Source organism: Mucilaginibacter sp., assembly GCF_039925265.1.
Lineage (GTDB): Bacteria > Bacteroidota > Bacteroidia > Sphingobacteriales > Sphingobacteriaceae > Mucilaginibacter.
The window spans coordinates 46,627-64,714 of the sequence record NZ_JBDSZG010000005.1 but is presented as its reverse complement, the minus strand read 5'-3'; the positions used below and the strand labels follow the sequence as shown (position 1 = coordinate 64,714).

Sequence of the window (18,088 nt, the reverse complement as noted above, 5' to 3'; positions counted from 1 at the left end):
ACAGTAGTTATTGTTTAGAATAAAACGTCTCCCTTATCTCCACCAAAATATTTTCCGCTTTTTTAATATCCGGCCTATCGGGTAGGGATGATTTAGCATAGTTCACCTTTATCTCTTCTGTTTTTTCTTCCACCATTTGCATTAACCGTTCAAAGGTGTAGTCGCCGTTCCTTATTTTTAATAGAAAATCGCGGTCGGTTCTGTGCACGTTAACCTGTTGGTGTAGCGCTATCTCATTAGCCATGCTCAGCAGCCTGAAGGTATGCATCATGTTTTTAGCATCGTAATTTTGCCCGTGCGCTAAAGTGCTTTTATACCGTGCGTCGTTGCGCTTTTCTTCCCACTCTTTATATTCCCGATACTCTTTGCAATAAACCGAATAACCGTCTTTATTAAAATTCATCACCGCCAGTGGCTCTATTCCTTTTGGCACATGGCTTAATTGCACATCTTCGGCCGATGGGCCTGATATGATACCGTAAAGTTTCCCCTCGCCATTTAGCTGCGTTTGGTGGTAAAGCTGGTAACCATCCCTAAAATGTGGCACGCTGGTTAGCCCGCAACCTTGCTGATCGAACTGGTGTGCTGTGAGCCATTCGGTAACGGGGATGCTCCCGGTTCCGCTTACAACGTGGCAAAATTCAAGTACAGACTTCCGTTCTGGCTCGAATGTTTTATTGATTTTTTTATTTAAGCCTTTAGCTTTTTTAATTTGGGTTTGCGCGTAGCCGGCAAAAGTATCGAGGCATAATTTTGAAAGGAAATCTTCGGCCCGCACAAGATTCATCAGCGGATGGCGATACAACACGTGGGCCTGCGGCGTGCTTAATAGCTCCAATATATTGGGATTATTTTTGGTAAGCAGATCCAAAAACCGGGCTATCTCAAAATACACTTCGTCATTGGTGGCATTTGCAACCTGTTCTGTGTTGCCAAAGCCATATAGCTCCCGTTGTGGTAAAATAAAAATGCCTTTTTTGTCGATGTCCGACGTTGCGATGGCTAGGTTGTAGGCGTGGCTGCCGCTAACGCAATCAAGCAGTAAAAATTCGGGCTGTTGTTTTAATCCCTCAAAGGTCATTTAGTTACGTGTTTTCTAAAGATAGCGTTTAACTCGTCGGTTCCATTATTAGTAACGGGTAGTTCGGGCACTACAATTTTGCAGGCGCTGAGTGTATCGCTTAGCCATTCGTTCAGCAACGTAACCGGGCTTATCATCGTTTTCTCATCAGAAACCAATTTTCGTTCCATTAATTCATCAATCGCAGATTGAATAATGCTATCATTGATAAGCACCCTTAAATGCGCAAACTCCATGGGCGGCATGGTCCCTTTTTCAATTATCCACTGGCAAGCCAAAGCAGGGCGGAGCGCGTAAAAGTAGCGTTTCATTTTTACCTCGCTGCTTTGCAGGTCATTTGCCAGGGTATTAAACGCCATTGACAAGTAATGGTTAGCGCCTGATCTTTTTGAATAATAGGCCGGCATCAACGCCTGCAAGGTGGTTGCAAAACTATCGTCCTGCTGATATATAATTGGCGATTGCAGCCACTCATAAAGTGGCGAGTTTGACTTCAGGAAAAGCTTGAGTGCTTTGCGGAGATCCCATCCGCCAATATCTAAAATTTCGTTCACCGGCAATTCAACAACATCTTTAATATCAGCGATGTTCAGATAGTCGTTCAGTTGGCGCGCGTAAATAAAGCGCACATCAAAATCACTATCGGGCGATGCAAAGCCCCAGGCCCGGCTGCCCGATTCGCAGGCATACAATATCCTGATGTTTTGCTGCTGCTTCAGTTCGGCTAACTTTTGATTTATTGTTTCCCGCATCACCCCTTTTTCACCCCCACTACATTCACAATTATAAAACTCGAATGCGGTATACCAAGTGTGCTGCCGGGCGTTACGTTGAGGTAAGCTTTAAAGTATCCGTCTACAATGCCTTTCATAGCCCGGTTAGACGAGGCCACAAATTCCTCGTACATAAAGTTAACCGATCGTAAAAAATGCATGCTTCCGTCGGCATCTATCCTTACCGAAAAAGCATACTTGAAATCATCGTAGGCTTTTTTTATGGTGATGTTGTACTCGGGCAGCATGTAATCCTGGTTCATGCCTTCGCGCTGGTCATCTTCGGCTATGGGGTCTATCTGTTTTATGGTAAGCAGCGGCGTTTTGCTTTTTAACACGGCCTGGTCGCGGGCAGAGAAGGCTTTAGCGGTATCCTTGCTCGCCAGTGCCGCTTTCTTTTGGATGAACAGGGTGTCGGCCTTTGTGGGTTTCATCAGGGCTGCAGCATCGGTATGTAACTTGTTTTTAATGTAATCGTCTGCATAGAGGGTCATATATACCACCGAGCTGTCGCGCATCAGTTTACGCCCTTTTACCTTCATCACCTGGAAAATGATACTATCGCGGCTTAATCTACGCAGGCGCAACCACGACCATGCCACGTTAAAAAGGGAATCATGATCGAACAGTATCGGCGCGTTTACAAACATTTTGCGTTTGGGATTATAAATGTTCACCGAATCGTCCGACAGGAAGGAGAGGTGCCACTCCGGCTCCAACTGGTAGCCATCGTTATTAAAGGATACACCATTTTTAAAGGCGCGGCGCACTTCGGTGTAACGGATGCCCTTTACAGGCATAAAAGATGGCTTTACAGACTCATCCGCCTGAATGCTGGTATATACTTTATTCTTCTTACTGCCGCCGCATGCGCTCAAAAGGAAGGCTAATGCGAGAACGGTAAGAATGCTGAATTTGTAGCTTTTAAGGTAAGTGTACATCATACAATGGCGAAGATAATACAATGGCGGTAAACGTAAACAGGTAATGAGTATCCTTTTTCAGGTTCAATTTTCGAAGTCTGCAAATTTTATTACTTTTGCCCCATAGCAAAACAAGCTATTACCGCATTTTCGTGTAGTGTAACGGTAGCACCCCAGACTCTGACTCTGTTAGTAGTGGTTCGAATCCATTCACGAAAACATTAACGGGCGAGCGATTTAATAAATTGCCGTCCGTTTTTTTTGCCCTCCGTACGCCCACCTGCCAATACAGTGCATAACAGTTATCAAGTTGCCGTTAGGTAGCTTAGCCACGTTAATTGCCAATTAACCCCATTTCGCCCGGTTTAAATAATAAACTTAAATGTCGTTAAAACACATATGCTTTTACTTGCTGCCCTTTTGTTTGGCTGCAACCCAATCAAAAGGCCAAAAAGCGCCCGTTGCTGCTCCGTATCATTCGTCTAATTTCAAAGCTATCGAAACCGGGTTTATCACCATTCCCGATTCGGTACAAACCAGTGTTTACTGGTATTGGATCTCCGGGAATATTTCTAAGGAAGGTGTTGTGAAGGATCTGGAGGCCATGAAAAAGGTAGGCATCAACCGGGCTTTTATCGGCAACATTGGTTTGGACGAGGTGCCCTACGGAAAAGTGAACATGCTTTCTGACGAGTGGTGGGATATTATGCACACCGCGCTTAAAACAGCCACCAGGTTAAATATAGAGATAGGCATCTTCAACAGCCCCGGCTGGAGCCAATCCGGCGGGCCGTGGGTGAAACCGCAACAGGCCATGCGTTATTTAACATCGTCGCAGGTGATGATTAAAGGGCCGTTATTGTTCAAGCAGAAATTAGTAAAACCCCTGGAGAATTTTCAGGATGTAAAAGTGATAGCCTACCCGGTAGCGGATAATTACACAGCAGATATCTGCACCTTGAAGCCGAAATTTTCATCAGTTCCAGCCGTAGATTCATTGGCTAACTTGTTTGATGGGAATGATGCATCAGGCGTAAGTTTAAAGAACGGACAGCAATTTTCTGTTGAAGTGAATACGCAAAGCCCGTACACAGTGCGCAGTGTAGTAGTAAATACCGCCAGGAAGCCGGTTTACTTAGAAGGGGATATCCAGGCTAAAGTAAATGTGGATTACGTAACCGTAAAGCACTTTTCCATAGATCGTACAAACCCCGAGCTGAATACCGGCTTTAAGCCTTATGGCCCGGCCAATATTTCTATACCCGCTACCACATCAACAAGTTTCCGGGTGGTGTTTACAAAAGTTACTTCCAATTCCGGGCTCACGGAATTAAAATTGTCTGCGGTGCCGATGGTGGAGAATTACATGGAGAAGTCGCTGGCTAAAATGTGGCCAACGCCGCATCCTTTCTGGACGGCTTACCAGTGGGCGCCGCAACCTAACGAAACATCCAGCTATGCCATCGACCCGGTAAAAGTGCAGGATATATCATCCGCAATGGCCGCCGACGGAACCCTTAATTGGAAAGTGCCGGCAGGCAACTGGATCATTGAGCGCACGGGTATGACGCCCACCAAGGTTACAAACGCCCCCGCACCACCCGAAGGCCGCGGCCTGGAGGTAGATAAGATGAGCAAAGAGCATGTGGCGGATCACTTTAACGCGTTTATGGGACAGATCTTAAAACGTATCCCGGCAGCAGATCGCAAAACCTGGAAGGTGGTAGTACAAGATAGTTACGAAACCGGCAGCCAAAACTGGACGGATCACCTCGCGGATGAATTTAAGCAGGCATATCATTACAACCCGATACCCTACCTGCCCACGTTGCAGGGCAAAGTTGTGGGCAGCCAGGACATGTCCGACAGGTTTTTGTGGGACCTGAGAAGGCTGATAGCCGACGACGTGTCCTATAAATATGTGGGCGGCTTGCGCGAGATCAGCCATAAAAATGGCTTAACTACCTGGCTGGAAAATTACGGGCACTGGGGCTACCCCGGCGAGTTTTTGCAATACGGCGGGCAATCTGATGAGATAGGCGGCGAATTTTGGAGCGAGGGCGATCTTGGTGATATAGAGAACCGCGCGGCCTCATCTTCGGCGCATATTTATGGCAAGATAAAAGTTTCGGCAGAGTCGTTCACAGCAGCCGGGGCGCCTTTTGCACGCTACCCGGCGATGTTCAAAAAACGTGGTGACCGCTTTTTTACGGAGGGGATAAACAACACCCTGCTACATGTATTTATTCAGCAGCCGGTTGAAAACACTGCCCCCGGTTTAACCGCCTGGTTTGGCGTGGAATTTAACAGGCTCAATACCTGGTTTTTTGATATGGATGTATTGATGCGTTACTTAAAACGCTGCAATATGATGCTGCAGCAGGGGCAGTACGTGGCAGATGCAGCCTACTTTATAGGCGAAGATGCACCCAAAATGATAGGCGTTACAGATCCCGGATTGCCAACGGGCTACTCCTTCGATTATATTAACGGCGAAGTGATCAAACAAAAGCTTTCTGTAAAAAATGGTAAGCTTATGCTGCCAAATGGCATTAGTTACAGCATACTGGTATTGCCAAAGTTAGAGACCATGCGGCCGGAACTGTTGGCGAAAATAAAAGAGCTGGTACGGCAGGGCGCGGTTGTTTTAGGGCCGAGGCCATTGCGCTCGCCCAGCTTAAAGGATTACCCGGCATCCGACAAATCAGTTCAGGACATGGCCGCCGAGCTTTGGGGAAATATCGATGGCAAAACCAACAAATTGAACCATTACGGCAAGGGTATGGTGATAAGCGGCATGGACCTACAGGAAGCTTTAAACATACTTAAGGTTGGTGCCGACTTTAAAGCTGTTAAAAGCGACGACGTATTATTTATCCATAGGCAACTGAAGGAAGGCGAGCTTTATTTTGTATCGAATCAGAAGGATGTGCCTGTAAAATTTGATGCGGACTTTCGTGTTAAGGGCAAAAGTCCCGAACTGTGGGATGCGATAAGCGGAAGTGTACGCGACCTGCCTTCGTATCAGCAAACGGCAAACACAACCCGGGTGCCAATGCAGCTTGCACCCTTGGAGAGCGCGTTCGTGATCTTTAGAAAACCAGCGTCGGTAAACAAATCAAACCGCTCAAATTATCCCGACCCAATGCGATCAATAACCATTACCCAACCGTGGATGGTGAGCTTTGATAAAAGCATGCGCGGCCCGGCGCAACCGGTTAAATTCGAAACACTGACGGATTGGGCCAGAAGCGCTAACGACAGTATAAAATATTATTCGGGAACGGCTTATTATCGTACTACGTTTAAAACCGGTAAGTTGGAAAAAGGGGCCAATTACATCATAGATTTAGGTTTAGCCAAATCGATAGCCAAAGTATTTGTTAACGGGGTAGAAATGGGTGGAGCATGGACGCCGCCATACCGGGTTGATATTACTAAAGCGCTTAAGCCGGGAGAAAATAAACTCGAAATTAAGGTAGTGAACAATTGGGTGAACAGGCTGGTTGGCGATAGCCTGATGCCTGCCGGTACGCGGCCAACATCTGTAATTTTTGGTCCCGATCCGAAGGGTGGCTTGCAATCGTCAGGGTTATTGGGCCCTGTTAAAATTGAGGTTATAAAATATTAGCACTAATGAACAAAGTAAAGATGGTTATAACGTTATTGGTTTCCTGTTGTTTCACTATCATCAAAAAGGCAACAAATTGAAAAATGCTATGAAATTAAAAACAATTGCGGCAAGCTTACCGGCAGGCATTGGGTTTCTCCTTCTGTTTTCGTCGTTCACCGGCGCACCCAAACCAAAGGTAAAACCGCGGATAGTGAATATTGTAAACTTTATCCGTTTGCTGGAACCGAGAGACCAGGCAATAACCGAGGATGTGTTGTATCAAACGGTTGTAAAACAGGTAGAGATTATGAACAAGTATCAGCTGCGCGGAACATTTTTGCTGCAATACGATGCACTGATGGATACCCGTTACCAAAAACTGCTTAAAAGCCTGCCTGCGGATAGTTTTGAAATTGGCGCCTGGTGGGAGATCCCCCAGCCCATGGTGGAGAAAGCCGGCTTAAAATGGCGCGGCCGCTACCCCTGGGACTGGCACGCCAACATTGGTTTCTCTACCGGCTACACACCCGAAGAAAGAGAAAAGCTGGCTGATGTTTACATGCAGGATTTTAAAAGCATTTTCGGTTATTACCCAAAATCGGTTGGCTCCTGGTTTATAGATGAGCATACATTAAACTATTTGTACGAGAAATATCATATCGTAGCATCCAGCAATTGCAAGGATCAGTACGGTACTGACGGCTATACCCTTTGGGGTGGCTATTGGAACCAGGCTTACTATCCCAGCAAGGTAAACTCTTACATGCCGGCGCAGAACGAGAAGAACCAGACCCCGGTGCCGATTTTCCGGATGCTGGGGAGCGACCCGGTGAGGCAGTATGATACCGGCTTTGGAACCACCTGGCAGGGCGTAATCACTCTCGAACCCGTTTATCCCAAAGCGGGCGGCAGTGCCGAATGGGTAAACTGGTTTTTTAAGCAGCTGGTAGAGGGCGAACCGATGGAATTTGGATACACCCAGGCCGGGCAGGAAAACTCATTTACCTGGGATGCCATGGCCAAAGGCTTTGAGATCCAAATGCCGCTGATAGCAAAGTTGAGAGACGAGAAAAAAGTAAAGGTAGAAACGCTGGTAGAATCGGGAACGTGGTTCCGGAAGCATTACAAAACCACGCCAGCCACGTCGGTAACCGTTAACGAGGATATCGGCAACAGCGACCGTAAAACCGTGTGGTTCAACAGCCGGTTTTACCGCACCAATTTACTTTGGGAAAAAGGCACCTTGCGTTTTAGGGATATCCACCTGTTTAACGAAAAACTGCCATCGGCTTACCTAACAAAAAAGGTGGAAACCAATGTTTGCTCCTTTTACACCCTGCCGTTTGTAGATGGGTACTTGTGGAGCACTGCGGATGATATAGCCGGCTTAAGCTTTAAAACTATGGAAAACGGCGAGGTTGTACCCTTAACCGGCGGTAACCCAAAGGTCACTAACCCCTCGCCCGGTAAATTACATATTGCCTGGCCGCTGAGATCAGGCAAGGGTACCCTGGTGATAGATTTGGATGAAAAGAAACTAACTGTAAGCACTATAGGCAAAGCGGCAGGCGGGTGGTTCCTTGATCTTAATGTAGCGGCGAAGGCAGATCTGCCTTTTCAGGCTATCGGCGACTCTGATATCAGCTGTAAGTTCCAGGGGCTCGACTACCGCATTCATACGCCCAATGGCAGGTTTTCTAAGCTTACAGGTAAAAATATATTTCGAATAAAACCGGTAACAAATAGCCTGACGTTGAATTTTTCTGAGGGATATTAGCTATTCTTGAAGCTGAAATGGCTTTGTTTAAAATGATGGCACGAAATAGCATGGTCCCTGGTTATATCAGTCCGAAATATCTGATGCTTTGCGCGCTGCTGCCGGTGTTCAACAGCACTTGGGCGCAAACGCCCTGGCAGAAGGTAAAGGAGGAATTGGTATTCAGCAACCCACCCTTTGAGCAGTGCCATGCATCCACAATTGTTGAAACAAAAAAAGGGGAACTGTTGATGGCCTGTTTTGGCGGCTCCGCCGAAAGCAGGCCCGATGTTTCGATATGGCTTACGACGCTTAGCGGCGCAAATGGAAAAACGGAGCCAAAAATGGTGGCCGATGGTGTAATAGACAGCGCCACCCGTTTTCCGTCGTGGAACCCGGTGCTGTTTCAAACGAAAATAGGTAAGCTGTTTCTTTTTTATAAAGTTGGCCCCAATCCAAGGGACTGGTGGGGGATGGTAAAAACATCAACCGACAATGGGGCAACCTGGTCTGCGGGCAAAGCCTTGCCGAAGGGGATCCTCGGGCCTATCAAAAATAAACCTGTTCAGTTGGCCGATGGCAGTATTTTATCTCCGTCGAGCATTGAGGAAGCTAACGGGCGCTGGAAGGTACACATTGAGAGATCGACAGATATGGGTAATTCCTGGACGGCTATACAGGTAGATACCGCCGGTAAATTTGATGTGATCCAGCCGAGTATCCTCAAATACAAAAATGGCAGTCTGCAGATCTTATGCCGCAGCAAGCAAGGTAAGGTGGTGCAGGCATGGTCCTATGATAAAGGGAAAAGCTGGAGCGCACTTTCGGCGACGACGCTGTTGAATCCAAATTCGGGTACGGATGCCGTTACGCTTAAAAGCGGTAAGCAATTGATCGTTTATAACCCGGATGTGCCCGGTAAAGATTGGTTCAACGGGCGTGGTAAACTGCGTGTTGCCTGCTCTGCCGACGGTAAAACCTGGCACGATATATCGGTTTTAGAGGATGGCACCAAAGAGGAGTATAGTTACCCAGCCATCATTCAAACAAAAGATGGACTTATCCATATTACGTACACCTTCAATCGTAAAAACATAAAGCATGTGGTGCTCAAAGAAGGCGTATAGCTAATAAGTTACAATTACTTATCCCACCAAACCCGAGCTTTTTCATTAAAATCGTTCATGCCGCCGTATGCCGAAAGGGCGCTGGTTATGTTGGCATTGTTCAGCGTAAACTCAATTTGCGGGTAGGGCACTTTCCTTGGGATAACGCCCGGCGAGTTGCTGTTCCCGGTTACGGTGTTTGGGTTGGGAATCAGCTTTGGATAACCCGTGCGGCGCCAGTTGGCGTAAACCTCATCAGCATCTGCTATAAAACCGGCCACCCAAAATTCGGTGTTAATAATTTCTATCGACCGTTCTGTTGTTGGGTCCTTTGCATCAACCATCGGGTTTTTGGCCAGGTAGGCGCTGATCTGCGCGTTACTTATGGATGGGGCAGTAGGTAACATAGCTAAAGACTGCATGTGTGCGGTAATACCTGCCTGGTAGTGGGCGTTAGCGTCGCCGGTAATAAAACCCCTCAGGACGGCTTCGGCCAGCAAAAACTCCACCTCCGCGTACTGAAAGTCAAAAAAAGGAGTATCCTTAGGCTGATAAACAGCATAATTTACACGGGTGTTGGGTAAAGGGTCGGCTACATTAAAACTATAGCCTATGAATTTTGAGGTGTCTGAAGAAGTGATAATTCCGCCAAGGAAAGCTTCTTTATCGTAAACCCCGCCATATATTTTTAGCCTTGGATCGCCGCTTGCCCGCATGTGGTCTACCAGCGTTTTGTGTAAAAAAAAGTGCTGATCGGAAAGGTTAAACGCATAGCCGTTTGGCGCGTTGATATTGTGTTTCAGCACCGGCATATCTGAGTTTGACGCCATTACGCCATGGTTGTACGCCTCTTTAACCAGAGTCTCCGCCTGCGTTGCATCTACCTTGATCAGGCGCATCCCCATTCTAAGTAATAAAGAAGCGGCAAGTTTTTTCCAGCGTTCGGTGCTGCCTGCATAAAACTGATCACCCTGCACGGCCTCTGGCGCATTGTTGCTCAGCAGGGTAATAGATGCCCGCAATTCGCTGATGAGGTCAGCATAAATCATTTGCTGCTTATCGTATGCCGGTGTGAAAATTCCGCTCTCCAGCGCTTTTCCGGCCTGACTGTAAGGGATATCGCCGTAGTAGTCGGTTAGTTTTTGATAGATGAAAACACGCCAGATACGGGCTGCCGCATAGGTAGTAACCATGCTGGTATTTGTTTTTAACAGCGGCATGATAAACTCCAGGTTTTGCAGTACCGGGATGTAAAAGTTGTTCCAGTAACGCCGGGCAATATCATCAGACAACGTATAGCTTGTGCCCGACCAGAAATCGGAATACCCATATTGCATAAAGGCGTGGCAGTAGTTGGTGCGCGGCTCCATGTCAAGCCCGGAAGTTTTCACCAGCGCATCAGAAAACATGTAGGCAGGTTGCGGCGTGGTAACACCATCTGGATTGAGGTTGTATTCGGCAAAATTCTTCGTACAAGCCAATGGCGCAAAGGCCATCAGCAGCAGTAAGAGTAATTTTGGCGGTGTATACTTCATGTCGATATTAAAAACTTACGCTTAAATTAAAACCAAAGGTGCGGCTGCCGGGCAAACCGCCGGTGTCATAACCATAACCGTTGCCAATACTGTCGGAAGATTCCGGGTCGAATATAGGGAGGTCTTTCCTGATAAAGAATAAATTACGTGCTATTAGCGAGAATGTAGCGCTCTTGACAGGTGTTGCGCTGAGTATTTTTTTTGGAAACGAGTAGCCCAGCGAGATCTGCCTGAACTTGATGAACGTACGGCTGAATACCGACATCTCATCAGCATAATAGGCAAGAGAGGCAAATGAGTTATATTGCTGATATGGGCTGTATGGCAGGGTGTTTTTTACGTAAACGGGTGCCGCATCTGTACCGGTGTTTACCATGCCTTGCGGTATATAGGTGCCATCGCGGCCCAGCAGGGTGGCCCTTGAATTTCCGAAAAAGTTGGCCCACCTGGCCCCGTCTTCAAAGATCTTTCCGCCAAATTGCCCGTCTATTAAAAAACTGAACCTAAAATTTTTGTACCGGAAAGTGTTGGTAATACCGCCCGACCAATCGGGATTTACGTTGCCCAGGTAGGTTTCATTATCAACAACCAATGCGCCCGCCGCATTTTTTACAGGGTTGCCATTCCCGTCATAAGATAGCGCCCCTTTGTCTATAACAACCGCTGCTTTTACGTTGCTGCCGTCGATACTTACCGCTTTATAAAGCAAATTCCCGTTCCCGTCCCGGCGCAGTGGCGTCCCAAAAATCGAACCCAGTGGATAGCCGGCTTTGGCTTTTATGGTATAGTAAAACGCAACGCCGTTGGTGCCAAGGGCATCGCTTAAAGTTGTTACTTTGTTATTGTTATGGGCATAAGTAACTATAATGTTCCACGAGAAATTCTTCGTTTTTATAGCCGTTCCGTTTAGCATGATCTCCAGGCCCCGGTTGATCATCGAGCCCGCATTTTGGTAAGTGGAGTTAAACCCGGTGGTAGTTGGCAAGGTTACCGGCAACAAAAAATTCTTCGATTTTTTATTGTACCAGGCCACATCTAAATAAAACAGATCCTTAAAAAATTTAAGCTCAGTACCTATTTCCGTCTCGGTAGTGGTTTCGGGTTTTAAGGATGAAGGTGGCAGCGAGGTGTTACTTATTTGCTGCCCCGGTATATTGTTAACCGTTTCGGTATATTTAAAACTAAGGTCGGTTTGGTTAGGGTTGGGGTTGCTCCCGGTTTGGCCTACAGATAGGCGCAATTTTCCAAAAGAAAGCACTTTAGGGTTTATCCTAAACGCGTCGGAAAAAATATAACTCAAATTGGCCGATGGGTAGAAAATGTGGTTTACAAAGCCCGGGCGGACAGAGGACAGTGCCGAATACCAGTCGTTACGGGCCGTTACCTCTAAAAAAAGGAAGTTTTTGTAACCTAATTGCGTTGCGCCAAAAATGGCGTTGGTTTTTGAGCGGGGCGTAGATACCTGCACAGGCAGGCCGATGGTGGTATTATTTAAGTTGGTGGAGGTAGGGCCGGTAAGGCCTGTACCCGTGATATTTAGCGAACTAAAGGTGGATTTCTGGAACTCGGTGCCAGCAAACGCACTTACGCTAAAGTCGGCAAAAGTGCGGTCGTAATTCAACAATGCCCGCACATCACTTCTGCGCTGGGTAATGGTTGAATTGTTAATGGTACCGTTTCCGTTCTTATTGTTTGGAAAATTGACAAAAAGCCCATCGGTACCTACATAATCCAACCCGCCGATGAGGTTAAAATGAAAATGGCTGGATATATCGTAAGTAATATTGGCTGCCGATAAAACCCGGTTTTGAGTTTGATTATTGATCACTTTCTGAAGCTGTATATACGGGTTGGTGTATACATACAGGTAATTGCCGTTGGTATCTTTCTGGTTCAAAAAATCAATATCGGTTACATTGTCCGATCGGATGAAGTATTTGGAAAACGAGCCCCTGTCGTCGCCTCTTAGCAAGGGGGCATTGGTGCGCATCGTTTTAGATAGATCTACCTTAAAATCAGTATGGATCTTGCTGCCAAAATCCTGTACAAAACGCAGCACGCCGTTATAACGTTCATAACCCGAACCCGGCGTAGGTGTATTGTTTTTGGTTTGTGATAACGAAATCCTAAAACTATTGTTATCGGTGGTTTTTGCGAACGCGAGGCTATTGGTTGTGGTGATGCCGTTCTGGTATAATTTATTAAAACGTTCCCGGATAGTTTGGGGTTCGTATGGCTCAACTTTGCCATCGGCACCCAAGGCCTGTTGGCCCGCGAATTTAACACCCCATGACTGACCGGTTAAGTAGTTGCTGTTGCTGATATTATCGGCGACGGTGTAAAGCTTCCCATTGTTCCCGCGGCCATATTCGTACTGAAAGCTATCGTAGGGGATCATTTTTTCCATTACGGTATTGCTGTTAAAAGCGATACCTACCCCCGGGCTTTTTAATCCTTTTTTTGTACTGATCAGTATAACCCCGCCTTGCGCCCCGCCACCATAAAGCGCCGCAGCTGAGGCCCCTTTCAGGATACTTATCGATTCGATATCGTCCGGATTGATAGAGGATAAGCCATCACCGGGATCGCTGCCGCCGAACACCTTTAAAGGTTCTTCGGTATTCTCTTTAGTACTGCTGTTGATCGGCACACCATCTACCACGTAGAGTGGCTGGTTTGAGCCTGAGAACGACGAGTACCCCCTGAGAATAATCCTGGAAGAGCCACCCGGCCCGTTGGGTGGCGACTGTACTGTTAGCCCCGCAACTTTACCCGCAAGGGCATTGATAAAAGTGGTCTCGCGGGTTTCCGATACCTCGTTGCCGCTTAATTGCGTAATGGAGTAACCAAGCCGCCGTTCTTCTTTGTTTAAACCAAGCGCAGTAACAACAACCTCGTTAAGGGCCTTATCGTTCGGCGACATCCTGATGGTTAGGATAGCCGTTTCGTCGTAGGGGATCTCTACCGTGTTGTAACCAACATAGGTAACTACCAGTACCGAATTATCCGGCGCAACTATGGTAAAGTCGCCGTTGTTGTCAGTAATAGTGGTAAATGATGTTTTTTTGATCTGGATGCTGGCTCCGGGTAAAGGGTTATCGTTCTCATCTACCACCTGGCCTATGGCCTTGCCGGTATTGATCTGTTCGCCGGCAAGCAGGATAACGATCAGGTTGTTGGCCAATTTTTTATAAGTGTAGCCGGTGTTGGCGAATACCTCATCCAAAACACCGGTAACCTCCACGTTTTGAACATTAATGGTTACTTTTTTGTTGACGGGTATTTTACTCTCGCTGTAAACAAAATGGTAGTCGCTTTGCTTTTCTATCGATTTTAAAACTTTCTTAAAATCGGCGTTCTTTAAATTCAGCGAGATTTTATTTTGAGCAACCGCAGGCAGAATTGCCAGGGTGTTTATGACAACTATTAAAAGAATTTTCAGTTTCATATCAACGGTCTTTCAATAGCTTGCTTTCGCAATTTTACGCCCGGGGGATTGCATATACATTTATGGTAATAACCGCTTGCCAAATGTTGTTATGGATATTAATCTGCGTATAATTATTTAATTCTTTTTCGATTTGTTGTAGGCAATTAAGCCTGTAAAATTGTTCTTATAGCGGAGGGCAACTTCCGTACGTATAATATTTGATGAGAGGGTTAAATTGCGTTCATCAGAGAATTGATTGGTTGATTAGCCGGGGAGGAGTCCCCGGTTTTTTCTCAAAAAATCCCCATAAACAGCTATAACATATCACCCCTCTTAAAGCCAATTAAGATAGGTCAATAATCTTAGCAATACAAATAACTGGTTTGTTTTATTGCAACAATTCGCTATTTAATAACGAATTGTTGCAGAATAGCCTTGTCGGCAGCATCACGCCCAACCTTAAGTGTGTAAGTTCCGGGGAATAATTTAAGTTTATGTCTTTCAGCATCCCATTTTTGCAATTCAGCTACGGGGATCTTCAGTAGAACTGTTTTACTTTTTCCCGGTTCAAGGCTGAGTTTATCAAACGCTTTTAATTCCTGTACAGGTAAATTGTCGTTAGTAGGGTAAACAATATAGGCCTGCGCGGTTTCAATTCCCATCGCTTTTCCGCTGTTGCTGACGCTGCAGGCCACCTCGATGGTGTCGCCCAGCTTATATTCGGCTTTTACCTTGCTTTTTGCCTCGTAAGTAAAAGTTGTATAATTAAGGCCATAGCCAAAAGGGTATTGTACTTTACCGGTGTAATAACGATAGGTACGGCCCTTCATACTATAGTCGCCAAACGCTGGCAGATCATTTACCGAATTGTAGAAGGTTAAGGGCAACCTGCCTGATGGCACTACTTTACCATATATGAGGTCGGCAAGTGCATTGCCTCCCTGTTCGCCGGGATACCAGGCTAAAATAACAGCGTCGGCATATGGCGCGATAGCTGCAATATCAACATCGCTGCCCGCCGTTACTACGGCAATGATAGGTTTTTTAACATCCTTGCGCAAAGCCTTCATGAAGGCGATATGGCTTGCCGGTAAGCTTAAGGTTTTTTTATCACCGCCTGCTGCCGAAAGGAAGGCATCTCCGGCCTCGCCTTCATCAAGCGGGGTGAGCCCAATTACGGCAATGGTCAGGTCGGCATTGCCGGCTGCCCAAATGCCACCAAAATGGGTGGTGTCGGTTTGGCCGGCACCCAGATCATATTCTACACGGGTGCCCTTATCTACCGCTGCGGAGACCCCTTCTACAAAGTTCACCATATTGGCGTTGATGCCGTGGTAACTCCCCACCAGCGCATCAAGCGATGCGGCGTTAGGGCCTAACACCATGATGCTTTTGTAGGCTTCCTTTTTTAAAGGCAGTACGTTGTTTTTGTTCTCCAGCAAAACCATGCTTTGCTGCGCGGCTGCACGGGCAAGGCTGATGTGGGCTTGGTTGTGAATGCTATCCGCACCAAAAGTATAGTAGGGCGAAAGCTTTGGGTCATTGTAAAAACCCAGTTTTATTTGTGTTAGCAGCACGGGCGTTAAAGCCAGGTCAACATCTTTGGTACTGATCATCTTTTGCTTTACGGCCTCTTCTACATCAGATTGTAATACGCCGGAGCAATCTAAATTAAGCCCGGCCTTTATGCCTGCAGCAGCAGTTTCGGTACGCGTCTTTAGATATTTGTGGGTTAGGTAAACATCATCAAGCGCGCCGCAATCGGTAACTATGTAGCCTTTAAAGCCCCATTCTTTCCGCAGGATATTTTGCAATAAAGCATTGTTTACCGAGTTGGGGACACCGTTAACGCTGTTATACGCCGTCATTACGCTGGATACGCCGCCGTTAACTAATTTATGAAAAGCATACAGGTAGGTGTTACGCAGATCCTGCTCGCTTACTACCGAATTGAAGTAATCGCGGGTATTTTCGGGGCCGCTATGTGCCACAAAATGCTTTGCGGTTGCCGCTATTTTAAACTGGCCGGGAATGCCGCCTTGCATACCATTTACATAGGCTAACCCTATCTGGCTGGTTAAAAATGGATCTTCGCCGTAGGTTTCCTGGCCCCGGCCCCAGCGCGGATCGCGGAAGATATTGATATTTGGCGACCAGTAGGTTAGCCCTACATACTGCCCATGGTTGTTATTGGCAACGGCCAGGTTGTACTTGGCCCGCGCTTCGGTTGAAATTACATCTCCTATTTGCTTTACCAATTGCGGGTTAAAAGTTGCCGCCATAGCTATTGCCTGCGGAAAAACGGTTGATTCGCCAGCGCGCGCCACACCATGCAGCCCTTCGTTCCACCAGTTATAAGCCGGGATGTTAAGCCGCTCCACCGGCTGATTGCGGTAGCCTAACAGCATGGCTTTCTCTGTAAGGGTTAGCCTGCCTAAAAGATCTTTTACACGTTCCTCATCTTTTAGCTTTGGGTTTAAATACGCAGGTGCCTGCTGTGCATGTGTGGTATTGGCCACCAATACGATCGCTGTAACTGCAAGTAAAAAGGACTTAGATAATTTCATTTAATAAAAGTAAAATTTGCCGGTTTGGGTGTATTGTGGTTTGCCCTATTGATATGTGAAAACATAAGCGGTGGGCTACGATTCCAATGTTATAATTCGCGCTGTTTAGAAACTTATGCAGGTGTTTCGACATGTTTCCGGAGAAACCTGTGTCTGATCAATAGATATAAATTGTCGATCCCGAGATCTTGTAGTCGAATTTTTCGATATCGCGCAGTGCATTCAAGGCCTGTACTATGGTATCGTTTTCAAAAACACCGCTAAAATTGTATTGCTTAGCCTTATCATTTTTAAACTGGATATCTACGCCATACCACCGCTCCATCTTTTCGGCGAGTACAGCAAAGCTGTCGTTCTCAAACGAGAAGCGGTTATTTATCCAGGAGGTTTCTAATACGGAACTATCTTTCCCGCCGATGTAGTTTAATGAAGTAAGTACATACTGCGCTCCCGGTGTGTTGCCTGCATTACCCGCGTTAGGCAGTTGTTTCGCATCACCGGAGCCATTATTCTTCACAATAAGTTTTTCCTTTGGTTTCAGGATGATCCGGTCAGATGGCCTGTCGTTTAAAGTAACTTCGATGACTCCCGTGATGAGGGTGGTTTCGCTAACGGTATCCTGTGGGTACGATCTAACGTTAAATGTGGTGCCCAATACCCTTACGTTCATTTTATCGGTATGGATGATAAAGGGGTGTTCCTTATCTTTCTTTACATCAAAATAAGCCTCGCCGGTTAAAGTAATTTCCCGTGTATCACCGCTAAAATTTTCGGGGTATTTAATGGTACTTTGCGAATTTAGTGTGATACGGGTACCATCTGATAAGATGATGATTGATTTTGCACCCTTCGACGTTGTTTTTTGTTGCCAGCCAACGGTAGATATTGCGCCTGTATTTGCCGAAAAAACCGAAGCATTTAAAAGATAAGCGCCTGCTGCTATTAAAACTAACGCCGCCGCCGCAACAGGCCAAAGGCGAAATATATTTTTATTTTTACGATCGGGTGTTAACGGAAGTATGATAGCCCCATCGTTTGGTTCGCTTTCGGCTTTTTCATCCAGCCTTTTTATTTTATCCTGTATTTTCTGAAAAGCAATTGCGTCATCGGTGTACTCGTTGTCTGTATGGTCCCAGTACATGCCCAGGTCTTCAAATTGTTGCTTGTAGGCGGGAAAGGTACTAATGAGATGTTTGAGCTCGGCGCTTTCTGCCGGAGTAATATCATTTGTAAGGTGTTTTGAAACCAGTTCAATAAATTTATCGTTGCCCATCTTTTATAAATACCCGCACTTTTTACTTAGG

General features: G+C 46.4%; 10 protein-coding genes and 1 tRNA gene. 4 read left to right on the top strand and 7 right to left on the bottom strand.

The annotated features are described in order from the left end of the window. Positions 1 to 7: 7 nt before the first annotated feature. The 3 genes from ABIX36_RS00980 to ABIX36_RS00970 are packed head-to-tail and all read right to left on the bottom strand — an operon-like array spanning position 8 to position 2,798. Complete coding sequence (locus tag ABIX36_RS00980; protein ID WP_348080299.1) at positions 8 to 1,081, bottom strand: nucleotidyltransferase domain-containing protein; 1,074 nt, start codon at positions 1,079 to 1,081, stop codon at positions 8 to 10. Then, on the bottom strand, positions 1,078 to 1,833 hold the full coding sequence (locus ABIX36_RS00975) for a nucleotidyltransferase domain-containing protein (protein WP_348080298.1): 756 nt from the start codon (positions 1,831 to 1,833) through the stop codon (positions 1,078 to 1,080). Before ABIX36_RS00975 ends, ABIX36_RS00980 begins: the two co-directional genes overlap by 4 nt. Then, entirely contained in the window at positions 1,833 to 2,798 is a 966-nt protein-coding gene (locus tag ABIX36_RS00970; protein WP_348080297.1) for a hypothetical protein, read from the bottom strand. The genes ABIX36_RS00975 and ABIX36_RS00970 overlap by 1 nt, the downstream gene beginning before the upstream one ends. A gap of 127 nt (positions 2,799 to 2,925) precedes the next feature. Between ABIX36_RS00970 and ABIX36_RS00965 the strand changes: the two genes are divergently transcribed. From ABIX36_RS00965 to ABIX36_RS00950, 4 genes are all read left to right on the top strand, one after another. Then, positions 2,926 to 2,996: transfer RNA gene (locus tag ABIX36_RS00965), tRNA-Gln, on the top strand. Positions 2,997 to 3,159: 163 nt separating this feature from the next. After that, positions 3,160 to 6,408, top strand: coding sequence for a glycosyl hydrolase (locus ABIX36_RS00960; protein ID WP_348080296.1), 3,249 nt, complete (start codon positions 3,160 to 3,162; stop codon positions 6,406 to 6,408). 88 nt (positions 6,409 to 6,496) lie between these two features. Next, a complete protein-coding gene (locus tag ABIX36_RS00955) occupies positions 6,497 to 8,167 on the top strand; it encodes a hypothetical protein (protein WP_348080295.1) in 1,671 nt (556 codons plus the stop codon). A gap of 32 nt (positions 8,168 to 8,199) precedes the next feature. Continuing rightward, complete coding sequence (locus ABIX36_RS00950; protein ID WP_348080294.1) at positions 8,200 to 9,273, top strand: sialidase family protein; 1,074 nt, start codon at positions 8,200 to 8,202, stop codon at positions 9,271 to 9,273. A gap of 14 nt (positions 9,274 to 9,287) precedes the next feature. Here ABIX36_RS00950 and ABIX36_RS00945 read toward each other — a convergent pair whose 3' ends face one another. The 4 genes from ABIX36_RS00945 to ABIX36_RS00930 all read right to left on the bottom strand — a co-directional run bounded on the left by ABIX36_RS00945 (position 9,288) and on the right by ABIX36_RS00930 (position 18,057). Further along, entirely contained in the window at positions 9,288 to 10,787 is a 1,500-nt protein-coding gene (locus ABIX36_RS00945; protein WP_348080293.1) for a SusD/RagB family nutrient-binding outer membrane lipoprotein, read from the bottom strand. Between the two features lie 7 nt (positions 10,788 to 10,794). Next, positions 10,795 to 14,235 carry a SusC/RagA family TonB-linked outer membrane protein gene (locus ABIX36_RS00940; RefSeq protein ID WP_348080292.1) on the bottom strand — a complete coding sequence of 1,147 codons (3,441 nt, stop codon included), beginning with the start codon at positions 14,233 to 14,235 and terminating at the stop codon, positions 10,795 to 10,797. A 386-nt stretch (positions 14,236 to 14,621) separates the two neighbouring features. Then, positions 14,622 to 16,784, bottom strand: coding sequence for a glycoside hydrolase family 3 N-terminal domain-containing protein (locus tag ABIX36_RS00935; RefSeq protein WP_348080291.1), 2,163 nt, complete (start codon positions 16,782 to 16,784; stop codon positions 14,622 to 14,624). Positions 16,785 to 16,941: 157 nt separating this feature from the next. Beyond that, positions 16,942 to 18,057: a FecR family protein gene (locus ABIX36_RS00930; RefSeq protein WP_348080290.1), complete on the bottom strand. Its 1,116-nt coding sequence runs from the start codon at positions 18,055 to 18,057 to the stop codon at positions 16,942 to 16,944. Between the last annotated feature and the right edge of the window lie 31 nt (positions 18,058 to 18,088).

Coding starts and splice junctions, on each gene's coding strand:
- ABIX36_RS00960 (WP_348080296.1), top strand. CDS start 3,160: ATGTCGTTAAAACACATATGCTTTTACTTGCTGCCCTTTTGTTTGGCT.
- ABIX36_RS00970 (WP_348080297.1), bottom strand. CDS start 2,798: ATGATGTACACTTACCTTAAAAGCTACAAATTCAGCATTCTTACCGTT.
- ABIX36_RS00975 (WP_348080298.1), bottom strand. CDS start 1,833: ATGCGGGAAACAATAAATCAAAAGTTAGCCGAACTGAAGCAGCAGCAA.
- ABIX36_RS00940 (WP_348080292.1), bottom strand. CDS start 14,235: ATGAAACTGAAAATTCTTTTAATAGTTGTCATAAACACCCTGGCAATT.
- ABIX36_RS00945 (WP_348080293.1), bottom strand. CDS start 10,787: ATGAAGTATACACCGCCAAAATTACTCTTACTGCTGCTGATGGCCTTT.
- ABIX36_RS00955 (WP_348080295.1), top strand. CDS start 6,497: ATGAAATTAAAAACAATTGCGGCAAGCTTACCGGCAGGCATTGGGTTT.
- ABIX36_RS00935 (WP_348080291.1), bottom strand. CDS start 16,784: ATGAAATTATCTAAGTCCTTTTTACTTGCAGTTACAGCGATCGTATTG.
- ABIX36_RS00980 (WP_348080299.1), bottom strand. CDS start 1,081: ATGACCTTTGAGGGATTAAAACAACAGCCCGAATTTTTACTGCTTGAT.
- ABIX36_RS00950 (WP_348080294.1), top strand. CDS start 8,200: ATGATGGCACGAAATAGCATGGTCCCTGGTTATATCAGTCCGAAATAT.
- ABIX36_RS00930 (WP_348080290.1), bottom strand. CDS start 18,057: ATGGGCAACGATAAATTTATTGAACTGGTTTCAAAACACCTTACAAAT.